This window comes from Reichenbachiella sp., assembly GCF_965233835.1.
In the GTDB taxonomy this organism is placed as follows: Bacteria; Bacteroidota; Bacteroidia; order Cytophagales; family Cyclobacteriaceae; genus Reichenbachiella.
The window spans coordinates 2,237,802-2,258,783 of record NZ_OZ247585.1; the positions used below are offsets into that span (position 1 = coordinate 2,237,802).

Here is a 20,982-nt window from a genome sequence, read left to right on the forward strand (position 1 = left end):
GCACAGTAGTTAGCGCTTTAATGGTCAAATGAATAACAAAAAATGGGTAGGAATTGGTCCCTCTTTTCCAAGGTTGGAGCTATTGGTCGCACCAGCAGAATTAGAAGACGGGGAAGTTGCTTCGCCGCAAGCTAAATCTATACATGGCTTGCGAATAGGGGTAGTGCGTGATACCCAAGATCCTGACGCACCAGGTTATTTCAATCGCATACAATTACGAGAGATAGCACTGGAGCAACCCATTTGGCTCGACCCAACGGAAGATTTCATTATAGGACTCAGAAAGGGGTCTAGTCAGCTTCCTCCACCTGTTAGTACAGAAGCTGGTAGCGAAGAGCCAAATACTCAACGAGAGGAGCCAACCGAACAGTCGGAGCAGAGTGGTAAAGAAGAGCAAGCCCCTGAACCTGTACCGCCGGTAATTACAGAGCTAACTTTTGAAGGGCTGGAAGGAGCCACAGATAAGCTCCTTGGATTGGTGTCAGTATGGGGGTGGAAGCTCAAATTAAAGCAGGAAGCAGGACCCATTGATTACCAACTAGTGCTTCAGGTCAATTGGGAATTGGATAGCTTGCCATCTTATTTTCCAGGGTTCACAAAAGGTGAGGCGGTTGTTAGTTCAATAGGAGATCAGCTTGCCATTGAAATGGCTTGGCCATTTTCAGTGACAGGCAAGTTGTATCTGCATACGCCGCACTGGACAGGGACACGGTGGCGGGCATACCTGGATTTTTCCACTATCGGCAATGTATTAGACAGTGCAGGAGATGCACTAAATAGCTCCTCGTTTGGGCTTATTAATGTTTCGGCTCTGGTTGATAAGATGGAGGAAGCTGGAGATGTGATCGATGATTATCTCTACTTAGTCGCAGGAACTGATGACGAGGAAAATGACTTTTTTTCATTAGAGATATCTACGCCGGATGCTGTAGAATTAGCCGAGTTTGCGGGCATGCAGCTGTGGCTGTTAGGCAGAGCAGCATTCGAAATGCGCTTCACTTTCGTTGAAAAATATATTGATCTCGAGTTTTTTATCCGACTAGGTTCAGAAGTTCCGGCACCTGATGGGGCTTCTACACAAACCATTACTGGTATAGAGCTGAGAGGCCCAATCATCAGAAAAATAGAATCACTATTATCATTCGCACGAGAAGCTGCGACGCTTCTGCCAATAGAGGGGGTCACAGATCTACCGGAAGTTAAATTCAGGTATACTTTCGATTTTTTTGATGATTACAAGGAGCTTGAATTGGGCAAGCTACAGATTCCTACTACTTGGGAAGATCCACCAGTATCACTGCCTGCATTGAATTTTTTGAAAGAACTTCCAATGGAAATTCCTCCTGAGGCCTTGGATAGCTTGGAAAATGTCAAATTGGGAAGTTTGGATGGCACGTCACCCAGTGTGAAATTAGACATTACTCGAGCCACCAGTAGAAATATAGAAGGTGTGATTGAATTGAATTTAAAGGTCGATTTGGGCTTTAAAATATTCGATGAAATCATAGAAATGAAGTGCGATTGGACCATGGCTATGGATCTGGAAGCCTTGGCTTTTGACATCGGTCGTCAAATTCGTGTGGATGTACAAACCAATGAAATCGAGTTTGGAGGATTAAAAATTGTTGGTTTACAAAGTATCGAAGCAGAATGGGGGGCAGGAGGCATTGTACTGAAGGCAGAGGATCTAAAAGCATATTTTGTAGGCTTGTCTGAAGATGGAGATACTTCCAGCGGATTTGAACTGGTTGTAAGCAATTTGTTAATCGATTCGGGAGGGCTGGACTTGGAAGCGCATATGATTGGCGGCACATCCAAATTAAACGGGATTGGAGATCACTTCAAAGGAGCGTCGGGAGCCATTAGCATCAAAAGAAGTGAAGTAGAGTTTGCTGAGCTAGCAGCTACAGGACCTCTGCCATGGATGGATAATGCAACGGGCAGCTTGAAAATCGTATTTGGAAGAGGGTTTAGACTGACTGATGTGAAGGCTGAGTTTCAGCTGGGTTTACATACCAAAACCGATTGGTGGATCGAATTGGGCCTCGAACGTGTAAATATTGACTTGGATTTCAGCGGGCCAAAACCTGCGCTATTATTAAAAGTCACTGGTAGTATTCTCTTTAAACCACCGCCGGACTCTGCAGCTACTTTTCTGAGTTATTTTGAGAAACTTGAAGTGGAGTTTACGGACCTTGTACTCACCAAGTCGTTTGATAGGCTACCGCCTGGCATCAAGCTTAAAATAGATCTTTCTCAACCAAAAAGAGTGGAGCTTTTTGGAGTGTTTGGATTCGAGGTAAGGAGTATAGGAATAGGCTCAGGGTTTGAAGCCGGCGAAGCTGCTTTGGACTTAGGAGGACAAGTCTTTTTTAGCGCAGGAGACTCGGTTAATACGGAGGCTGATTTTCACGGTCTGAGAATCGGAGCGCCAGCCCGAGGTGAATTCTTACCAAGGATTAGCCTGGAGCAACTGGATGTACACGTCACCATAAAAAGTACACTCGAATTGTTTGGCTCTGTTTCCCTGATAGATACCGATGACTACAAAGGATTCAAAGGAATGGGTAAACTCATCATAAATAAGTCCATTGCGGTCAACGTGATTATGGAATTTGCCAGGGTCCGACGAGAGTCCGACAATCAGATGGTAAGAATGTGGATGGTATTTGCCGAGCTGGAGGGTATAGATACAGAAATTGTCAATGGCTTTTATCTGCGGGATATTGGGTTAGGCTTTGGGTGGCGAAAAACCTTGCGCATCATGGATCAACCACTTCTTTTGCTGAGTGGAGACTCAAGTGGCGAAAAAATAGCGCCGCATCATCCTGAATCCTGGGTTAATGATCTGGAAGGTGAGGAGGCGAATTGGACGGTGGTCTTTTCCTCTTGGTTGACTTATGGTGTGGGTGGAAGAAATGAAACATCGCCTCTGGTTGGAGATATCATTATTGCTTTTCGGAGTGATCTGACATTTCTGGCATCTATTCGAGGGTGGTTGTTTGGTAAGTTGAATCAATTGAAGCAAAACTCTTTAATGATGAAACCGGCTATCAAAGGGATGCTTTATTATTCGGCAAGGAATAAACATCTTATTGCTGCATTTATTGTGGATCCTACTGCTTCTGCTCCCGAAGGTGTGCCTCCAGCCATTGTTCAGGCACTCATACGACAGCCTTTCTCATTTGTTTTTGAAACTCGCCCCGGGCTGTTACGCATTGAGTTTGGTTGGCCACGTCAGCTATCCTTTCCGCTCGGATTATATACAGGCAATGCAGGCATTATCTTTCGGAAAGCTACTGGAGCGGTTACCATTGGTGTTGGTTTCGAGATAGCGATCGATAAGCGACTGAGTTTTGGTATTGATTTTGGTATTGCAGCTCTCAGTGTAGAAATTATCATTTACATCGGGGTTTTTGGTATCATTATGTTGCGGATTGGTAACAGGGCCGCGCTATGGGGTATGGTGGGTATTAATGCGCTCATTTTGATCAATCTACACTTGCGGGTAGGCTTTGTAATTGATTTGGGGTTTTGGGAGATCAATATCAGTTTTACCATCTCTTTTGGTATTGTACTGACCTTAAGCGCAGGCGTAAGCTTTGGGATATCGGATGCAGGATTTGGCATGGCGGGTTATGCTACCGTAGGTTTAAGGATATGGAAATTTTCCTTTGCTGCCTCTGTTTCGTTTTCTATTAACCAACCCGCTTTGGATGAAGCCTATAGAAGAGTATTTGAAGGTACCTCAGGGTTAGGAGATAACGAATTAATAAAAAAAACTATTCCATTAATCCCTAAAAAAACGGTACCCATGCCAGAGGTGTTGTTGGAGACTCCGGCCTGGCGAATTTTTTATCTGAGAAAAGAAATTGAGGGTCAGCAGTTGATTTACCTGATGGCCATTCCGTTAGAAGATGTTTGGTTTTCCAATCCTGAAATAGCCAGTTATGAGGAAGATGAGATGCCTACCGATGTTTATGCCATTCAGTCTGCATTTGACTATCAGCTTAAAATAGACATCTCAAATTTAAGCTTGCTAACAGAGGGTCCTGGAATTAACTCATCGAGGCAAAACGGGTTGTTAACATTGGAGAAGACTATAGATTGGAATCAACCCATGACCGAAAAAGACGAATCAGGTAAGGAGGTTCCATTAGGACATCTATTTTATGAATCTGTTCATGTCAAAGAGGAGCTGAGGGTCATTGACCGGGCCATAGAATTGAATTTGCCAGAGCTGCTCAAAGACAAACGAGTGCGGAGTGATATCAACGAACGTGTTGAATTTGATGCTGGCCTTCGTTCAGATGTGCGGTCTCCCAAATTCGAAAAAGATACATTGTATGATACTGTGATGGAAACGGCTTTCGCTAATGAGAAAGGTACAGATTTGTCATGGGAAGAAGTAGCCGTTGCGCATACGGATTGGTGTGAGCGCATAGTGAACAATGATGCTTTGATGAAGATGCTTTTTGGTGCAAAACATGAAGAAATTCCTCGTGAAAAACCCGAGGATGCTATTGAAGCAGATCATTGGAAGAAGAGCTTGCTGGAGAAAATTAAAATACTGAAATCAAGTCGTTCTTCAATAGTCAGTCAAATGTTAGAACAGTTTAGATCTATTGCTTTGGGTGTAGAAGCCAACCTGGAGCTATTAGAAAGAGCAGGTGTGTTCTTTGCCTTCAACGTTGAAGATGACACTAAACCGATCACACTTGATGTCCAATCGTTGACTTCATTCGAAACGATTAGGGAGAATCAAAAAGTGTTTAAAACAGTAACGGAAGGGTTGAAAAATGCAGTGCTTGATCCAAAGGAAAGCGGCTTGGGTTTTGCCCAAAATGAGTTTGACTATAGAATTAAGGATGTGTTGGAGTTTCAAGACGAGGAAGGATTGTATTTTTCCTGGATATTGGAGTGCCGAGATAGCGAAAACAATATCTATGATATGACCGAGGTAGAGTCAAGCGGTGTGAGTCAAGATGTTGTTGAAAATGATCCATTCGAGTTTTTCGACCATTATCGAATTGAGCGAATAAATCTTTCACGCAATGAAGATGAAGATGTAGTCACAAGTAAAGAGGTTAAACCCGCCTACGCACCGGCGTTGCAAGACATGGGAGCTGGATTGATGAAATTTTTCCTCGTTGTACCCAGGTTTGAATATGTTGACCTGCTCAATGAGCCCAAAGACCCCGAAGTGAAGGCTATAGAAAAGGGTGGCACAGTCGAGATTGGAGATGAACTTTTGTATCGTGTGATGGCTGTGGATGTGTTTGGAAATCGCTCTCAGGTGACAGAGATAATCACCGAACGAAAACGATTTACTCCTCCTCCTGTACCAGCCAATATCAGGGCTACTTATGATATTGAGTTGATTGCGGATGGCCAACCCAAAGAAACACTTGATTTTACTATTCAGGAAGCAGATGAGGTAGGACAATGGGAGGGGGCTATTACTTATGAAATTTGGACCCGATCTAAGACATTGTTTCCTGGGAGCTTTTTAGGGTACGGGGATGTGGTTGCTGAGCATCAGGATAATGAGGGCGAATCTCTACTTACTACCGAGGGCCTGCGACTCGTGGCAAGCACGAATACCCTCAATCAGTCCATCGATGAACATATCATTAAACAATTGAGCTATGGAGAAGCTCATACTTTTTATGTAAGAGCAGTTTCCGAAGAAGGCAATGCCAGTCGTTTGGTTGTAGCGCAGGTAAATTATAAAATAGGTCGTGCCGGTGGTGCTGAGGTCAAGCAACTGGAACTGCCTTATTTAGAGCGTATACCCAATTGGTCAAAAGAAACCGTAGGTTGGGTGCATGCTGAGGATATACGCTATGAAATTATGCGGACAGAGTTTCCCGTGTTCTCAGGAAGTCTGGGTTCACCTATCATTTATCAAGAAGATTTGGATCCGACAAAGCGGCAACTGCTGATGCGTTTTCCTCACTTACGTCATATCGATCAGGAAGGAAGATATCTAGTTGGAGGGTATGAAGTGTATGCGAGAAACAGAGATACTACAATAGCAGATGACTTTAAGTACTATGAAAAATTAGCCAATTTGGATGTGGTTCCTGAGTATGTTCTAAGGAACGAACCCAATCAAACTAATGTAATGGAGCAATGGAGTGTTAATCTGCTGACTCCAAATCAGCAGACATTGGTCGAATATATTGTAGAAAAAGATTTAGAGTTTTACCAGGATTGGGGGGAGGAGTTTCCTGCGTTGAAACCAATTGAAAATGAATCATTTCTTCCAGAGGGGTCTCAGATCCATGTTCGTCTATATGAGTTGTTGCAGTTATTGACTGAAACTTTTGGTGCCTTGGAATTTGAGATGACACTCACTGGTGGATTGCCCACACAATCCAGTATGGAACAAGTATCATTTGCCATGATGCAAGAAAAGTTCAATTCGGACGCAGATATTACTGGGTCAGCCATGCTCAAATGGTTAGGTAGGTCTGTCGACTTTACCTTAATGAAAGGTCAAGATTCAGTCAACCTAAAAGAATTAGCTGATCAAATCAATATTGTTTTCAGAGGCGATGACCATTGGAGTAGGTATCATCCAGTATTGGAAATGATATTGGCGGGAGATCAATCAACTCCGATGTATATGTTCCGATTGAGCTTGTGGCCTGTGATTTCCACCTATGAAAAGCATGAAGACAATCCAGATTATGAACATCAAACAGCAACTCACTTCACTCAAATAGTTGGAAAGTATGTAACAGCAGCAAACGAGGGTGTTTTGTCTGGAATGGTAGGCAAGGAGAAGGAAATTTTAGCCCTATTAGACGTATACCCTTGTCACCTTCCGGTACAACAGACATCACCCTTGCAGATCGGGGTGAGTTATTTGAAGGATCAGGGGCAGTTATTGCGATCTGTCAGGAAGGATGGTACGCTTTTAATCCGTTTCGATTATACTTTTGATTATGCCAGGAGGTTTGCATACAAAATCAAGAAATTGAGTCGGTACCATTTCATTTACAGCTTACTTGGGTTCCCAAAAGTAGAAGCGCAAACTGAACCCAATCCAGTTCTGGTACGCTTTCCTAGGGTTAAGCTTCCGCGGCCTCCAGCTATTCAATTTCTGGGTAATCGCTTGCGAGGATCGAGTCTGTTTTCTGAATGGCTCATACCCGAACACGAAGAAGAGACCAAAGTAAGGAACAACGAGACGGCTAGGAATCAATTGGGATATAGAAGTGTCGCCTGGAGCCTCTTTGCAGAGGTTAAACCAGGGCTGATGCCTGGATCTGGTTGGGTAGGTGAAACCAATTGGTACAACTTGACAAATAGCAAATATCCTCTGCTTACACCAGAAGAGCGATCCATGATGGAAAATGCACCGCATTGGGAGAGTGATGAGCCAATGGCTTATGAAGATGGGTTGCTTGGGCATCCATTCGAAGAGTTATTGGGGCCAAAGGGGATGGTTGTTCGAATTCCCAACTTACCGTATTACTATGGTTATCGCATGGGGGCGTTTGTAAGGACAGACGATGTAGATTCCGTAGTTAAGTTATCTGATGAAGTAAGAGCAGAGCCTGCTTTAATGCCCGTAATTGCTGAAGAGGATTGTGGCTGGTATTATACTGAGGCAAACAGGATGATGATCTGGTGGAAAGTACCGTCGGTTTGGGAAAGTCTGGATAAACTAGAAAAATCTATATGGCGACATGAAGCACCATTTGCTCAGCGGTTGTGGGATTTTGATATTCAGTACAATATTATTTTATCCAAAAACCTTACACGGATTACCCAAATACGAGTCAGGCCAGAGTCGGTCAGTGCAGATCAATCCTCCGAAGATTTGATTGAACGAAGGTTTGAAGTACAGGCCACCGGCAATAAGTTGTTTTTTGAAACGTATGGAAGTGTTGAGCCCCCTCGCTCGGTTATTTTACCCTCTCCCTTTGAACCCTACATCAAAATTGAGGTGCAAGTTGATCCGGCATTGTTTGAAACGATTCGGAGGGAAGACTTTTTTGCTTATGAATTGGAATGCTCCCGCCTTTATGGACGGAATAGAGTGAGTAATACTAAAATCTTTTACCGAACAAACGATGAGTCGGCATAAAAAAAATAACCATATAACCTCAAGTTCGGACGATCCAAGTCAGCCGGTTATTTTACTTGTTGACCCTAAGAGGCAATGGGAGGCTACAGTGCTTTTGGATGAAATGGTTAAGGATGGAAGATTCACTTTTGCCGAGTGGCTGACACTCCGAATACCACAACAAGAACCCACACGCTCAATTCCTGCCACAGTTGCTGCGGATATAAAAGTTACTTCAATACAGGTGAAGGTTCCTCACTCAGAAGGGGAGCAAATCTTAGTCATTACGATCACAAAAGATGCCCCGGCCTTTCGCGTAGTGATAGATAATCCCGCTTTACAAAAGCCATCAGACGAGCAACTTGAACTTATTGCCAGATCCATGGAGCTCAATATTCCTTTAGGAGAAGAAATGATTTGGCCGTCATGGGTGGATGCTCAAAACACTCGTATAATTGGACCTGGTCATGTCGTAACGGCAGAAATGCTCATGACCTCCATTTTGTATTTTCCAAAAACGAGCGATAGCTTAATACAACTTAATGCAGGAGGGGTTACGGTGTATGGAAGTCAGAATGTGCCCTGGAGAAGTCAGAAATTAAAGGTAGGTGTATTTGAGCTCAGGCGAGAAGAAGTAGGCAACCAGCCTACTTTTTACCTCTCTCAGGAAAACGCAGGTGATTGGAGAAGTGACTTGCTGGATTGGCAGGACGCATTGATAGATGCAACAGACGAAATTAAGGAAGGCGGATTGCCTACTGAAGATTCTTCAGCTGCCGGTTTGATTGCAGCACCATTGCCAGAAAAACTGACCTGGCGATATGTCAGTGAAGATATAATATTTGTGGCTGACACTTTCGTATTCGAATTGGAATTGAGAGGGGCTGCTCAAGGAACCGCCCGAATTCTGGTATCTGAAGTTGAAATTAACCAGGGAGGTTTGGAAATTGTTTTGAATCATGGTGTTGCTACACCTCAAGATCAAACAATTAATTATAGCTATGAATCAAACCATATACAGCGATGGACAGGTAGTCTGACTTTGCAAACGGAAAGTTCTTCTATTCAACGTTTACTCGAAGCACCACTGTACGAAAAGCATACAGACGCTGATATTCTTGCCTGGATATATACACCCAATGGCCCCCTCAAAATAAATTTAGGAAAGCGAGAGAAATTGATCCAAAAATCAGAGGATTCAAAGTATGTTCCTCAGCTCTTCCGAGGCTTGCTGAGAATGAGTGAGGTGGCTTGGACAAAAACAGAAGATTTGATCATTGTTCCTGATATTTCTTCAGTAGACCAGGGTAGTGTGTTGGTCACCAACGCCCAACATGTGGAAGCAAGATTTCAATTTGAAATTAACCAAGGTAAATACCATTTGCTGAAAGTGGAGTTACAGCTAGCAGCACCTAGTGTCCGTGTTGAAAAGATGCTACCGCTATACCTACCCAAGAAATCAGAATATCCATTTGGAGATCTACCGCCAGAATTACCCTTATCTAATGAAGCTGGTGCGATTGATTTTTTCCCGCTTTCGTTTGTTCATGAACCTACAGATGACAGACAGGGTTTGCCGGAATGGCGTATGGACCTGGATTATTCTTCGGGTGGTGTTTTTTCTTTATTAAAAGAAGGTAAGTGGAATGATACCTTGATTGAGTTGAAAATAACGAATGTCACTCAGAATCAAACCTTGTACTGGTATCAACCCTTGGATTTTTTACTCATTCCTATACTTCCGTACAATCAGAAGCCAAACGAGGTGCCCGAAAGAGTAAATAAAAATAGAGTTTATATGCCGTTACAGCCAGAAGGCGGTAGATATTTGAAATTCAAACCCTCACATACACAGTACACGCCGCTTGTCAAAGAAGCATATTTGAGGGTTCCAGATGTTGAAACGAAGGACTTATTTGGATGGGCACCGTTGCAGATGCCTGGTATTTATTTGACCTGGCTGGAGGGATCAGTTGTTTTGAAAAATGGATGCTTGTCTGGCGGACAATTAAAATGTATTTGGAGTCACGAGCTTTCACTGATGAGTGAATCGTATGCCCTACAGACTCCGGCAGAAAAAGGAGCTACGGATGAAGAGGAAGCAGAAAGCGCCTCCAAAGCTGGTCCAGTTTGGTGGGAAGAACTATCCCGTTCATGGCGCTTGTCTTTTACCCAAGAGGCCACGATGTTGGAGATGTCTGTAGAGGTGAGCAATGATGCTCTAGTCAAAATAGATAAGAAACTAATCAAGGTAAGAAATCTGATAGGAACTCAAGAGTTTGATGGATGGGTCAAAATGAATGTATTTGATGGAGCAGCCGATCTATTTTTGCTGGATAGGCAAGATGAAAACGTTCCTCTCATCACAGCGGATAAGTTGCTCAAAGGACCCACGTCGTATTTTAAAAGAGTAAATGAAGGTACAGAGGAGCCAAGGTTTGAACCTTGTGCCACAATATCTGATTGGAAATTGACAGCAGGAGTATTTACACCTACCAGACTGATCAAGGAGGAAACACACTATTTTGATCAATTTGGATTCCAGTTTGATGAGCTCAAGCATCCCATGCTTCCACGGAGGGTCATAAGGGATACTGACCACGGACGACAAAGTTACTTGCTTTGGTCGGCCAACACTATAGACATGCAGGGAGAAGATTTCCGATGTCAGTGTTTCTTTACTTGTCTACCGTTGATTAAAGTTACATCTGGGCAATGGCTTTTCGATAGGGCCCATGATGGCAATACGGATATCCTACTTCGGGAATATAGTTGGGGGCCTTTAGACGACTGTCAGATTGATGGATTTTACTTTCAGCCTTTAGACCTCATACGGGTGGTGTTTGACGAAGACGTAGAAAATACGATCTGCCAGCCCAGGCTGGTGGAAGTATCTGGAGTCATTCATTTTAGAAAAACGACACTAAAAAAGTTAGCCGCTGAAAAACAGGAGGTGCGACTCACATTTGAAAGAAGTGACACAGATTGGAAGATTCAGGATTTGACTGGACAATTTTGGTGGCCCTTGTATACTTTTTCCCCAGATCTAGTCGATACACGTGGTGAAATCCGCTACGAGCCCTATATAGAAGGAGAATTATCTTATGATCAGGGGCTCATTTTTGGGAGTGAAACGGCTCCTTGTCTCGTGAATTTCTTCTTGCTGGGAGAAAAGTGGCAATTACCATGTGTATTGAATAAAAGGCTTCAGACACGTTTAGAGTGGTCGATCCATTCAGCATCGGCTACCTCAGGGTTATATGCAACGGACGGCACCATTGTCCAGCATAGAACTGAGAATGAACGAATATCGACGATTGGTTTTCAATTTCGAGCCAACTGGGGAATGGAAAGTGCCAAAGCACTCATTCATCTGGAATTTCAGCTCACCTTTACATTGACTCAATATGTGTTTAAGCTCACGAACGCGGGTATTTTGGAGCATTTTAATGATTTTTTGGTGACGACCCGAAATGCTGATCATTTTGAAAACACAATAGATCAACGGCACTTATCGATCGCACTGAATGCCAAAAGCGATACAGATTTTGAGCTATTACCAGGTTTGCACATAGCAAAAAATGCAACGATTCAGACATTTGCTAAACTCACGTTCACAACCGGAAATACAGGTGTAATTCGTTCGGCCGAAATTGAATCCATACACCTAAGTTTTGAGTCCACTCTGAATCAAAATGATCTGCATGTAGTTATGGATTATCATTGGAGTCAAAATGATTCTGAATTGGAGCTCGCATTGACCGGGGAAATCTCTAGGCAAAATGCTTTCTTTTGGCAAAAAGGGAAGTCTATATACACACACCATGTTCGGTTCACTCTATTCGATGCAGTTATTAATGCGAATGCTCTAACAGTCTTATCCGATACTGAAGCCTTTTTTACTCTTCATCCCGATCATGACGGTTTGGAAATACCTGCAGTGGCCAAGCATCAATTAAAGTTGGAAGAAGAGGAGGTCATACGATGGACTGCTCCACAGACGCTACGTTTGGTTACCCCCAAAGCGTTTTTTCGGAGAACGGAAAAGCTGCGACAATACTTTGAAAACTTAGGTGATAAAGATAGAATGGGTGTTTATACACCAGAACTTATGTCTCAATTGACGGCTAGGATTGAATCATCATCTACAATACTAGTTGAGGCTGACGAATCATTCTGGCTAGGGATGCCTTCAATTAAGTCAGAAGAAAGGAGAGAAGAGACCCTATGGGAGGATAAGTATAAAACGATCAAGGGACTTTCTAGTTACCGCAAGGACTATCAGACAATAGATGAGTGGATTCGTATCGAAATTCCGTTTATTGACGATTTGAAAGGAGATCTTATAGATTTAAAAGCTTCGAATGAAGCATTTAAAGAAAGTTTGAGGCAGACTTGGGTGAACAAGCCTAAAGAAAAGGATTATGAAAGTGGTTTGATCAAAAGTGCTCAACTGGAGAATAATTCGTTCCAACATGCATACAAGTCCCTATTTGAAAATAAGACAATGCCTGTGCTTGTACAGGATACCGCCAAAAATAGACTGTGGCAGACTTTTAAACCAAAATTTGCTTTTGACCCTGGCTGGGTGACCTTTGATCAACATCGTCTCGGGTTTGATACTCCGTCCGGGGAAGGTGATTTGAGGGTCCCGGGCCAATTTATGGCTTCCCATTTTAACCATGAATACAGTCTGAAACATTATAAGCTCCATCGAGACGATGACGGGTTCGATGGAGAAAGCTACTTTTTTGGAAACAGCGGGCGTGACATGGTTTCTTATGATTTGCTTATAGAAGTCACAGGTACTTATGAAGTTGAAATTGAAACACGATCCTTCTTTCATAAGGCTAAGCTGGGTTTACAACTTGACGACCATAGCATTCAAATATTGGAAATAGAAAAGGGTAAATTATGGAAAGAAGTCAATGGGGTACTTACGTTTTCGGAGGCAAAACACACGCTTAAATTGTTTTTGCTTGATCGCTATTTAGGAATAAATCAGATCAAGATAAATACGGCGATGAAAACTTTGTATAAGGCCACCTATCGACCAAAAGACCATGTCAGTATTGGCAAGCATGCAGAGTTGCCAAAGAATAAAGCTTATATTAGACTGAATACAGGATACCATGGCTATGCACGGTTTGAATTTGAGGTGCCTCATTCCGGAAGATATTTGATCGCCTTTAGTGCAAAAGGTATGCGTTCCTATTCAAATATCTACTATAGTATAGACTCGCAGCGCGGGACTGTTATCAAGCTTCACAACACAAAAAAGTACGTCAACTACTCGGTTTGGGTGGATTTGTCAGAGGGAAAGCACGTTTTAAGTATTAAGGCCTACTGGTATAAATTTTATTTGAAGCATTGGAGTTTATCTCAGTTTGGGGAGCCCACAACTGTTACACCGAACCTTGCCGTGCCGCCTCTTCAATACCTCGCTGATAAATGGACTGGTAGGCTACTTGCGTGGCATGAAAGACTACCTCGGTTGGCAGAAGAAACTTCGGCTGCTGGTCTTTACTTTCAGCACAGTCCATTTTCTGACCTGAAAATGGTGAATAAGCCATTTTCATCGGGACATAGAGAGGAGATAGATATTTTTCTTGAAATACTGCAGTCACAAGTTACAAATGAGTGGAATCAAGGTAGCAATGGCTGGGTAAGTCTGGCGACCAAGTCTTTCGGAATAGGTATAAAAGCAGATGAAGGATGGTTTCAAATTCTTTTTGCTAAAGGGGATCAAACGTCAAGTCCTATTCGTAGAAGAGTAATTTCTTGGGTATCGGAGCAGTTGGTCAAAGCGAAACACAAGAACCTTCTTTTGCGGGCGAGCACCTATTCATCCAACAGCAATCTATCTAGTCCAATGTATTTTTTATTAGGCGGAACTTCAACACCAGAGCAAACGCTGATGACGGGTTTAGTTTCAACAAAAAATGTAATAGAGCCCGATATTCATTTGGCATATCGGTCTGAAAAATTGGACACACTGAGCTTAGGTATGCCGGATTATCGAGCAGGAGAGGTATACTATGTTGAAAAAGATACCATTGTGGCTCCGGAATCGCCAGCTACTATAATTTCAGGTTGGCCTATAAGTGCATTTAACATTTCTGATGAACAAGTACTACAAGGGGGAAGTACAAACATCAATTGGCAAGTGGAACCTGATGAAAACATACATCTGCTTCTTCTTATCGATGAAAATACAGAAACTGAGCAAGAGGTAACTATCGATGCAGGTCGTTTGACTATTACTCCAAAGCGCAGTGGATTTTTTAAGCTGTTGGTATACGATGAGCAAGACAGTGAGATTGCCTTTGCTAGGCTGTTTGTCCCTGTTATTCGCATGACTTCTGGCAGTGCCGTTGGGTTGTCTTATCATTTAAACGGGGCAAGTGCAGGGAGACTCCATCATAGTCGTTTGCCATTCGACCAGCAGGAAGATGCACTACATCCCTGGTTGGAGATGAACAAGGAGGTCTCTTTTACAGATCAAACCCGAAAGGATATGGCTTCTGCACAAGAAACAGGCTGGCTGTTACCCGCCGACCGTGTTTTAGACTGGGCTGGAAATAAAAAGGATAAGTTGGCACCACTGTTGCCTACTTCAGAAAGCATACTGTTTCATGGTAGCCGATCGGGTTCCAAACATCGACTAGTGAGTGCCTACCTCTTTGAAAACAAAGTAGGAAAGGTGCATCGCGGCATGCAATTGGGGTTTCACCTTCGTATGCCTCGTCCAGTGACTATGCCAGAACTTTACAATCCCATACCCGCTATAGATGAAAGCAAGGGGTTAAGGCCTCAGCGAGTATTCAAAACTTGTAGAGTGTATAACATAAAAAATACGCCACCATTTATTGTTCAAGAAATCATGTGGCAAGATCCATTATATAACAAGCAACTCATTGCTGTGGCCAATAGGCTGGACAAAGGCATTTGCAGCTTAATTCATGACCGAAAAATCTATTCGGGTATCGATCTGTTTTATCCGGAGGTATTACTGAACCTTGGGGCCATACCCACTTCCGATTGGGTAATCAAAGTCAGATTCGTAGTGAAACGTAAAATATATGGTGTGTATGAGCAGTTAGGTTTTCGCGAATATTTAATCAAGGCTAGCGGAGTATTTAATCATACTGGAGATGAACAAAAAGGCATTCGTAAAGAGCTGGTGACAAAGCAAATTTGGCGCTATGTATTTGAGATTGGATTAAACGAGCCGCAGGCTTTAGACGATCATTTTAACTTTGAATTTGAACACGAAGACCGAATAGAGAGCGAAGTGGTATTTAGCGATATTGGCACAGAGGAAGTACTTACATTGTCGGCTCAGATCAATACAAAGGAAGAAGTATGGCCTACACCTTCTCACGCCTATGCAGTGATTCGCAAACAACTAAGAAAAGAATTGCTTCTAAAGAATGTGGCGGCATTTGGCTGGATGCCAAAGCCAGTGATCATCAAAAGAAAAGATAAATTCGACATTGCCAGTTGGTATGCGACTTTCGATGCCAAGGATGGGTATATACCCGATTTAGATGAAAACGATGGAGAAATTGAGAGTCAATATGAAATCCGAACCATCACTCCTTACGGCGAACAAAACATGGATGCCATAATATGGGAATAGGACAGAAAATAATTTGTGTAAACTTAGTGGCAAATCAAGTGGCTAATGAGCACCTGACTCAGGTAGTAGAAGTACTAAAGAATCACAAATGCTCCTATGACATTTTGTTTTACACAACGAATGAAAAAGAGCTCAAAGCAGTGTTGCAACAGCGCAGCATTGATATGCTGTATGTGATAGCACATGCTGAACAAGATGTAGGGATAGTATATAAGGATAATATTTTCAGTCCAAAGGGTTTGATCTCTTTACTGGGAGGTCGTGTGCCTAAGCGTTTGTATCTGAATTGTTGCTTCGGTTATGAATTAGGTTATCAGGAGCATCTACTAAGGTTGGGCTGCGAGGAAATGATAACCAACCAAGGATTCATCAAATATAACGAGGCGTTTGCAAATGGTCTAAAGTTTGTCAAACGGCTGGCGCAGAATACAAACTAGTGGTAATTCAAATTTTATCATAAAATACTTTGAGGCAAAAGGATTCACAAAAGTGTTTTAGGGTTTTGAATGAGAGATTTGTTTATTGATTTTAACCAATAAAACTCAAACATGAAATACCTTATCGTGATGGCTCTCTTTTTTGGAGGGTTCGTTTCTCAGGCACAAAAATCTGATAACAAATTAGCTCCATTTTATTATCTCCTGGGTGAATATGATATCAAAGTATTCACTCCCGATAGTATTGGGCAATGGCAAGCAGATGGCACCGGAGTATCGACTTACTCTATGCTATTTGATAGCACTTATATTGATGAAATGTTTGTGCTGAATATGACCAATGCCACTTTGACTATGCGAAGCACGCTAGGTGTGGATGGTAGGACCAAGGGACTACGTTTAGTGGCATTGGATAAAGAATTTAGTTCGATGGATGTATATGCAGGAAGAGCTGAAGGAGAGAAACTAATTCTGAGTAATTTGGATTCTGATGAAGCCTTTGCTACAGAGAATGCAGGAAAAATCTCATTCAGACTCACTGTAACCCCCAGTAAGACTTGTCATCATGAAATGCTCGTAGAATACACCAACGACCAGGGCAAAACCTGGAAGAAATTTTCCAGACAGGAGTATTACTCTAAGTTATAGCATTATTCAACTTGTGATTTCTAGTTCCGTTGTTGGCGCGGATTTATAAAAGAATGTTCATTTTAAATGCTCATGAAAATTAAGTACGGAGTTGCTATATCGACTGCAATTCAGCAATGTTATCAAGTAATTTCTGAAGGGAGTTTTTTAATTTATCATTTTGGGCCTTTTTATACATCAACTCTGCTTTCTTTTTAGTAATGTTTGGATTGCCTGAAGGAAAAGTTTCAAAAAGCTTGGGGAAAGCATTATCTAATCCCTCACAGTAAGCAATTATTGCATCTTCACTAAAACCACTCTCGTTGTTTGTGTAATCTAGGTAATTGTTGAAATTTTTGTAAACCGTTTTTACATTGGAAGCGATAACATTTTTGACACTTGAAGAGCTTGGATCATCTGCTTCTTTGAGAATGTTGTCATTTCCTATTTTGAAGTAATATATCTGTAGGTCAAGACCAAATTTGTATATTTCTATCAGTTCCCTGCCATATACAAATTTATCTTGTCTATCAGTTTTGTAATAAAGTTCGGTAAACTGACGAAAAACATTAAAAAAATCACTTGCAACGTTGTTGCGATGGTTTATTCCCAATTGATCATCACCAAGGACAGCTTCGAAATTATCACGATCAACTAATTTTTTGAATATGGTAGATGTTTCTGGATTTTTAAGCTCAGGAAACCTCTCGCCTTCAGGGGTGTTAAAACGGATTTCTCGAAATACATTTTCATAGTCTTCAGGAGTCCAAAATCTCTTTTCCATTGGGAAACGCGATCCAGTTCCTGAACAACTTAGTAGAGTTCCAAGAACAATAAACAGTGTTATGGAATTATAGATGGGTGTGATTTTCTTCATGTTGCAAATGTATTAATCAATATTGAATTTCAGTATGTTCAAAATCTGATAATGTATTCAGAGTGCTATCAATTCTAATCTCCCATTCAAGCTGTTGTCCTAATAGATAACTATGATCGGTATCATAGTCATATTTCATTTGCATGATGTTTTCTTGATTGAAAATTTTCTCATATAGCTTATTCAGTTCGCTAGTTGAAGGCGATCTTTGAAATTCCGAAATTAATTTTCGGAACTCTCTGGCCCAGACTTCAGTAATATGAAAATGATATAACTCATGTCTTAACAAACTTTCGCTTTGAAGGTTGTCAATATAGACATAAGACCTGGCTGGATGAAAGTAACTTTTTATAGTTACCATACTATCTCTTTTTTTGTATTCAATGTTAGTGGTAATAAAAGCAAATTCACTCCCCCCTTGAAGTGTTTGACCTGGTAATTTAAAACCATTAAAATCTTCCAGACCTATTTCCTCACGTTGGGAGTATTCAATAGGCTTCGAGTAATTGAAAATGTTTACCTCAAATGCTGTAATAACAATAGTTAGACTCACTCCACAAAATAGAACAACAAGATGAATGCGGTAGAAGTACTTTTTGATATCAAAGTTTATTGGAGGTTTTTTTATTAATCCAATCAGCTTTATTACATCAAGTCCAATAACTAAAACGTATATGATTATTACGATTAGATAGATATTATTTTTTAGCATTTGCGATTACTCTAATAATTGATCCAAGGGTCATATTCCATGCAATTAGTGAAATTCCGATAAGAACATATCCAGCCAACCCTCCAAACGAATTATTCAAACGAATCATTGAATCAAAAAGCATCTGAAAAATGAGGACTAACGAAGTAAACAATAGTATGAATAACAACATTTTCCTAATTGAAAGCTTAAACTCATAAAAGGCTAATAGAAAAAAAGAATTTAAAAAAGAACAGCCAAAACTGGCAATTAATATTGCAGGAAGAATATTGTGAAAAAGTTGAACTGATATATTAATTACGGCGAATGCAAGCAAACTCCAAGCAAATAACCCTATTAATTCGACCTTAGCATTTTTAAAAATTCTATTCATATTCTTTTAGATCAACAGTGGTTGCAGAAATTGGGTCATCCTGATCCAGTATCGCTAAATTAATTATTTGATGCGATTACCATTGAATCTATGGAAAAATAGCAGTTGAATAGTTTGCTAAACCAATTTTGGCCTGCACGTAGTACTAGAGGCAAGCCTATAAAATAAATATTTATAGGTTGATTGCCAATGGCTTTTAAGAACGAAGATGAAATCAACCTCAGATGCGTTCGAGCTGGTTTTGTTATGGTTACTACAACCAGATTAATTAACTTGACATCTTCTTTTTCACAATTAATCACAAACCCAAATGAAAGCTTTTAAGCATACAGTTTTATTGTGCTCGGCTGTAGGATTTCTTTTCCTAACGGCCTGTCAAACCAAAGAAACAGCATCAACTACCAAGTCAGAAGTGATATCTATAGATAGTCTATTCGATGCCTACCATCAGTTCAAACTGAGGATCAACCCTATTGAAGGTACCAATGCAGGATTGGAAGGCTACAATAATAAGCTGGTCAACTACATAGATGCTAAGGTGCAGGCGGATATGATTGTTGAATATGATGCTTTTTTGAAGGCCATTGCCGCAGTTGACCCTGATAGGTTATCAGAGGCTGATCGGATGAGTATTCAGGTGATGGAGTGGGATTGTAAAATCAAAAAGGAAGGGTTAGAAAACCCAATGGCCTCTGTTGCTTCTCCGGTTTTTGATTTGCCGAATATCAATTACCTGCCGATCAATCAGATATTTGCTTTTCATCTCTATTTCACCACGTTCGCCGATGTGGGAGGGGCACAGCCATTTGATTCTGCTGAAGATTATGACAACTGGTATAAGCGTATCAAAGCATTTATTTCCTGGTTGGAAACGGCTCAGGCCAACATGAGAGAAGGCATGACAAAAGGCATTGTGTTACCTAAGTCCATCATTAAGAAAGTGATTGGGCAGATGGATCAATTTACTAACCCAAATATTGAAGATCACGTGTTTTATGCGGCGGTGAAGAACATACCAGAAAGTATATCGACTGAAGATCGAGAAAGAATTGAGGCTTCTTTTCGGGATTTGTTAACCAATGAATTGATTCCTGCCTATCAGTCGTTGGATACTTTTCTAAATGAGGAGTATTTTCAAGCGGGTACAGAAACGGCCGGTATAGGGGCTTTGCCAAATGGACCGGAAACCTATCAGTATTTGGTGAAATACCATACATCAACAAACATGACTCCAGATGAGATTTTTGAGTTGGGTAAGCGTGAGGTAGCTCGAATCCAAGCTGAAATGGAAAAAGTAAAAGAAGGAATTGGGTTTGAAGGAGACCTAAAAACTTTCTTCAATCATGTGCGCACGAGCAAAGAACAAATGCCATTTACAGAGCCACAGCAGGTGATTGATAACTTTAATGCTATTCATGAGCGCATGAAAGAAAATTTGAGCAAGTTGTTTGATATGAAGCCAAAGTCCCCATTTGAGGTGCGAAGGACACAAGCTTTTAGAGAAGCTTCTGCCAGTGCGGAGTACAATGCTGGCTCTAAGGATGGTTCTCGTCCAGGTATCTTCTACGTGCCTATTCCTGATGTAACGAAATACAATAAATATTCAGATGAAGCTCTGTTTTTGCATGAGGCCATCCCAGGACATCATTACCAGTTGTCACTTCAGCAAGAGAATGAAAGCCTGCCAGGCTTCTTGCATACCGAAGGTATGGGAGTTTACGTCGAGGGTTGGGCACTTTATACCGAGTCGCTGGGTAAAGAGCTTGGCCTGTACACCGATCCCTATCAGTACTTTGGTATGTTGAGCATGGAAATTCACAGAGCAATCCGACTCGTAGTAGATGCTGGCATGCATGCCAAGGGCTGGAGTAGAGAGCAAGCCATTCAGTATTCACTAGAAAACGAAGCTCAGTCTGAGGCTTCTATCATTTCTGAGATCGAGCGTTATATGGTAGCACCGGGCCAAGCCTTGTCTTACAAGATTGGTCAATTAAAAATTCGTGAACTGAGAAATCGTGCTGAAGAGGCATTAGGTGACCAATTCGACATTAAAGCATTTCATAATCAGGTGTTAGGCTCAGGCAGCTTACCATTGGTGGTGTTAGAAGCGAAAATTGATCGTTGGATTCAGAACTCGAAATAGAGATATTTGATTTCAAAATAGAAGTGGAAAGGACTTGTCGAAGGGCAAGTCCTTTTTTCTTTTAAATTCCCTTATCTTTCAATAAGCAATT

Annotated in this window: 8 protein-coding genes; 5 read left to right on the top strand and 3 right to left on the bottom strand. The window is 41.5% G+C overall.

Annotated elements, in window-relative coordinates:
* Nucleotides 1-28 precede the first annotated feature (28 nt).
* The 4 genes from ACO6S2_RS09530 (at nucleotide 29) to ACO6S2_RS09545 (ending at nucleotide 16,807) form a co-directional block, all read left to right on the top strand.
* Complete coding sequence (locus tag ACO6S2_RS09530) at nucleotides 29-8,101, top strand: hypothetical protein (protein ID WP_422362269.1); 8,073 nt, start codon at nucleotides 29-31, stop codon at nucleotides 8,099-8,101.
* Nucleotides 8,088-15,722, top strand: a complete 7,635-nt coding sequence (locus ACO6S2_RS09535; RefSeq protein ID WP_422362270.1) for a hypothetical protein — start codon at nucleotides 8,088-8,090, stop codon at nucleotides 15,720-15,722. The genes ACO6S2_RS09530 and ACO6S2_RS09535 overlap by 14 nt, the downstream gene beginning before the upstream one ends.
* Nucleotides 15,713-16,159 carry a hypothetical protein gene (locus ACO6S2_RS09540; RefSeq protein ID WP_422362271.1) on the top strand — a complete coding sequence of 149 codons (447 nt, stop codon included), beginning with the start codon at nucleotides 15,713-15,715 and terminating at the stop codon, nucleotides 16,157-16,159. The genes ACO6S2_RS09535 and ACO6S2_RS09540 overlap by 10 nt, the downstream gene beginning before the upstream one ends.
* A gap of 111 nt (nucleotides 16,160-16,270) precedes the next feature.
* A complete protein-coding gene (locus ACO6S2_RS09545) occupies nucleotides 16,271-16,807 on the top strand; it encodes a hypothetical protein (RefSeq protein WP_422362272.1) in 537 nt (178 codons plus the stop codon).
* A 94-nt stretch (nucleotides 16,808-16,901) separates the two neighbouring features.
* Here the strand turns inward: ACO6S2_RS09545 and ACO6S2_RS09550 are convergent, their stop codons facing one another.
* The 3 genes from ACO6S2_RS09550 to ACO6S2_RS09560 are packed head-to-tail and all read right to left on the bottom strand — an operon-like array spanning nucleotide 16,902 to nucleotide 18,748.
* Complete coding sequence (locus ACO6S2_RS09550; RefSeq protein ID WP_422362273.1) at nucleotides 16,902-17,663, bottom strand: hypothetical protein; 762 nt, start codon at nucleotides 17,661-17,663, stop codon at nucleotides 16,902-16,904.
* Between the two features lie 16 nt (nucleotides 17,664-17,679).
* On the bottom strand, nucleotides 17,680-18,375 hold the full coding sequence (locus ACO6S2_RS09555) for a hypothetical protein (RefSeq protein WP_422362274.1): 696 nt from the start codon (nucleotides 18,373-18,375) through the stop codon (nucleotides 17,680-17,682).
* The gene (locus ACO6S2_RS09560) at nucleotides 18,362-18,748 is read right to left on the bottom strand and encodes a hypothetical protein (RefSeq protein WP_422362275.1); all 387 of its coding nucleotides are present in this window, start codon (nucleotides 18,746-18,748) and stop codon (nucleotides 18,362-18,364) included. The genes ACO6S2_RS09555 and ACO6S2_RS09560 overlap by 14 nt, the downstream gene beginning before the upstream one ends.
* 310 nt (nucleotides 18,749-19,058) lie before the next feature.
* Between ACO6S2_RS09560 and ACO6S2_RS09565 the strand changes: the two genes are divergently transcribed.
* Entirely contained in the window at nucleotides 19,059-20,891 is a 1,833-nt protein-coding gene (locus tag ACO6S2_RS09565) for a DUF885 domain-containing protein (RefSeq protein WP_422362276.1), read from the top strand.
* Nucleotides 20,892-20,982 lie beyond the last annotated feature (91 nt).

What these genes read in the sequence shown, in the direction of transcription:
- ACO6S2_RS09545 (WP_422362272.1), top strand. Translation starts at nt 16,271, where the DNA reads ATGAAATACCTTATCGTGATGGCTCTCTTTTTTGGAGGGTTCGTTTCT.
- ACO6S2_RS09540 (WP_422362271.1), top strand. Translation starts at nt 15,713, where the DNA reads ATGGGAATAGGACAGAAAATAATTTGTGTAAACTTAGTGGCAAATCAA.
- ACO6S2_RS09565 (WP_422362276.1), top strand. Translation starts at nt 19,059, where the DNA reads ATGAAAGCTTTTAAGCATACAGTTTTATTGTGCTCGGCTGTAGGATTT.
- ACO6S2_RS09530 (WP_422362269.1), top strand. Translation starts at nt 29, where the DNA reads ATGAATAACAAAAAATGGGTAGGAATTGGTCCCTCTTTTCCAAGGTTG.
- ACO6S2_RS09535 (WP_422362270.1), top strand. Translation starts at nt 8,088, where the DNA reads ATGAGTCGGCATAAAAAAAATAACCATATAACCTCAAGTTCGGACGAT.
- ACO6S2_RS09555 (WP_422362274.1), bottom strand. Translation starts at nt 18,375, where the DNA reads ATGCTAAAAAATAATATCTATCTAATCGTAATAATCATATACGTTTTA.
- ACO6S2_RS09550 (WP_422362273.1), bottom strand. Translation starts at nt 17,663, where the DNA reads ATGAAGAAAATCACACCCATCTATAATTCCATAACACTGTTTATTGTT.
- ACO6S2_RS09560 (WP_422362275.1), bottom strand. Translation starts at nt 18,748, where the DNA reads ATGAATAGAATTTTTAAAAATGCTAAGGTCGAATTAATAGGGTTATTT.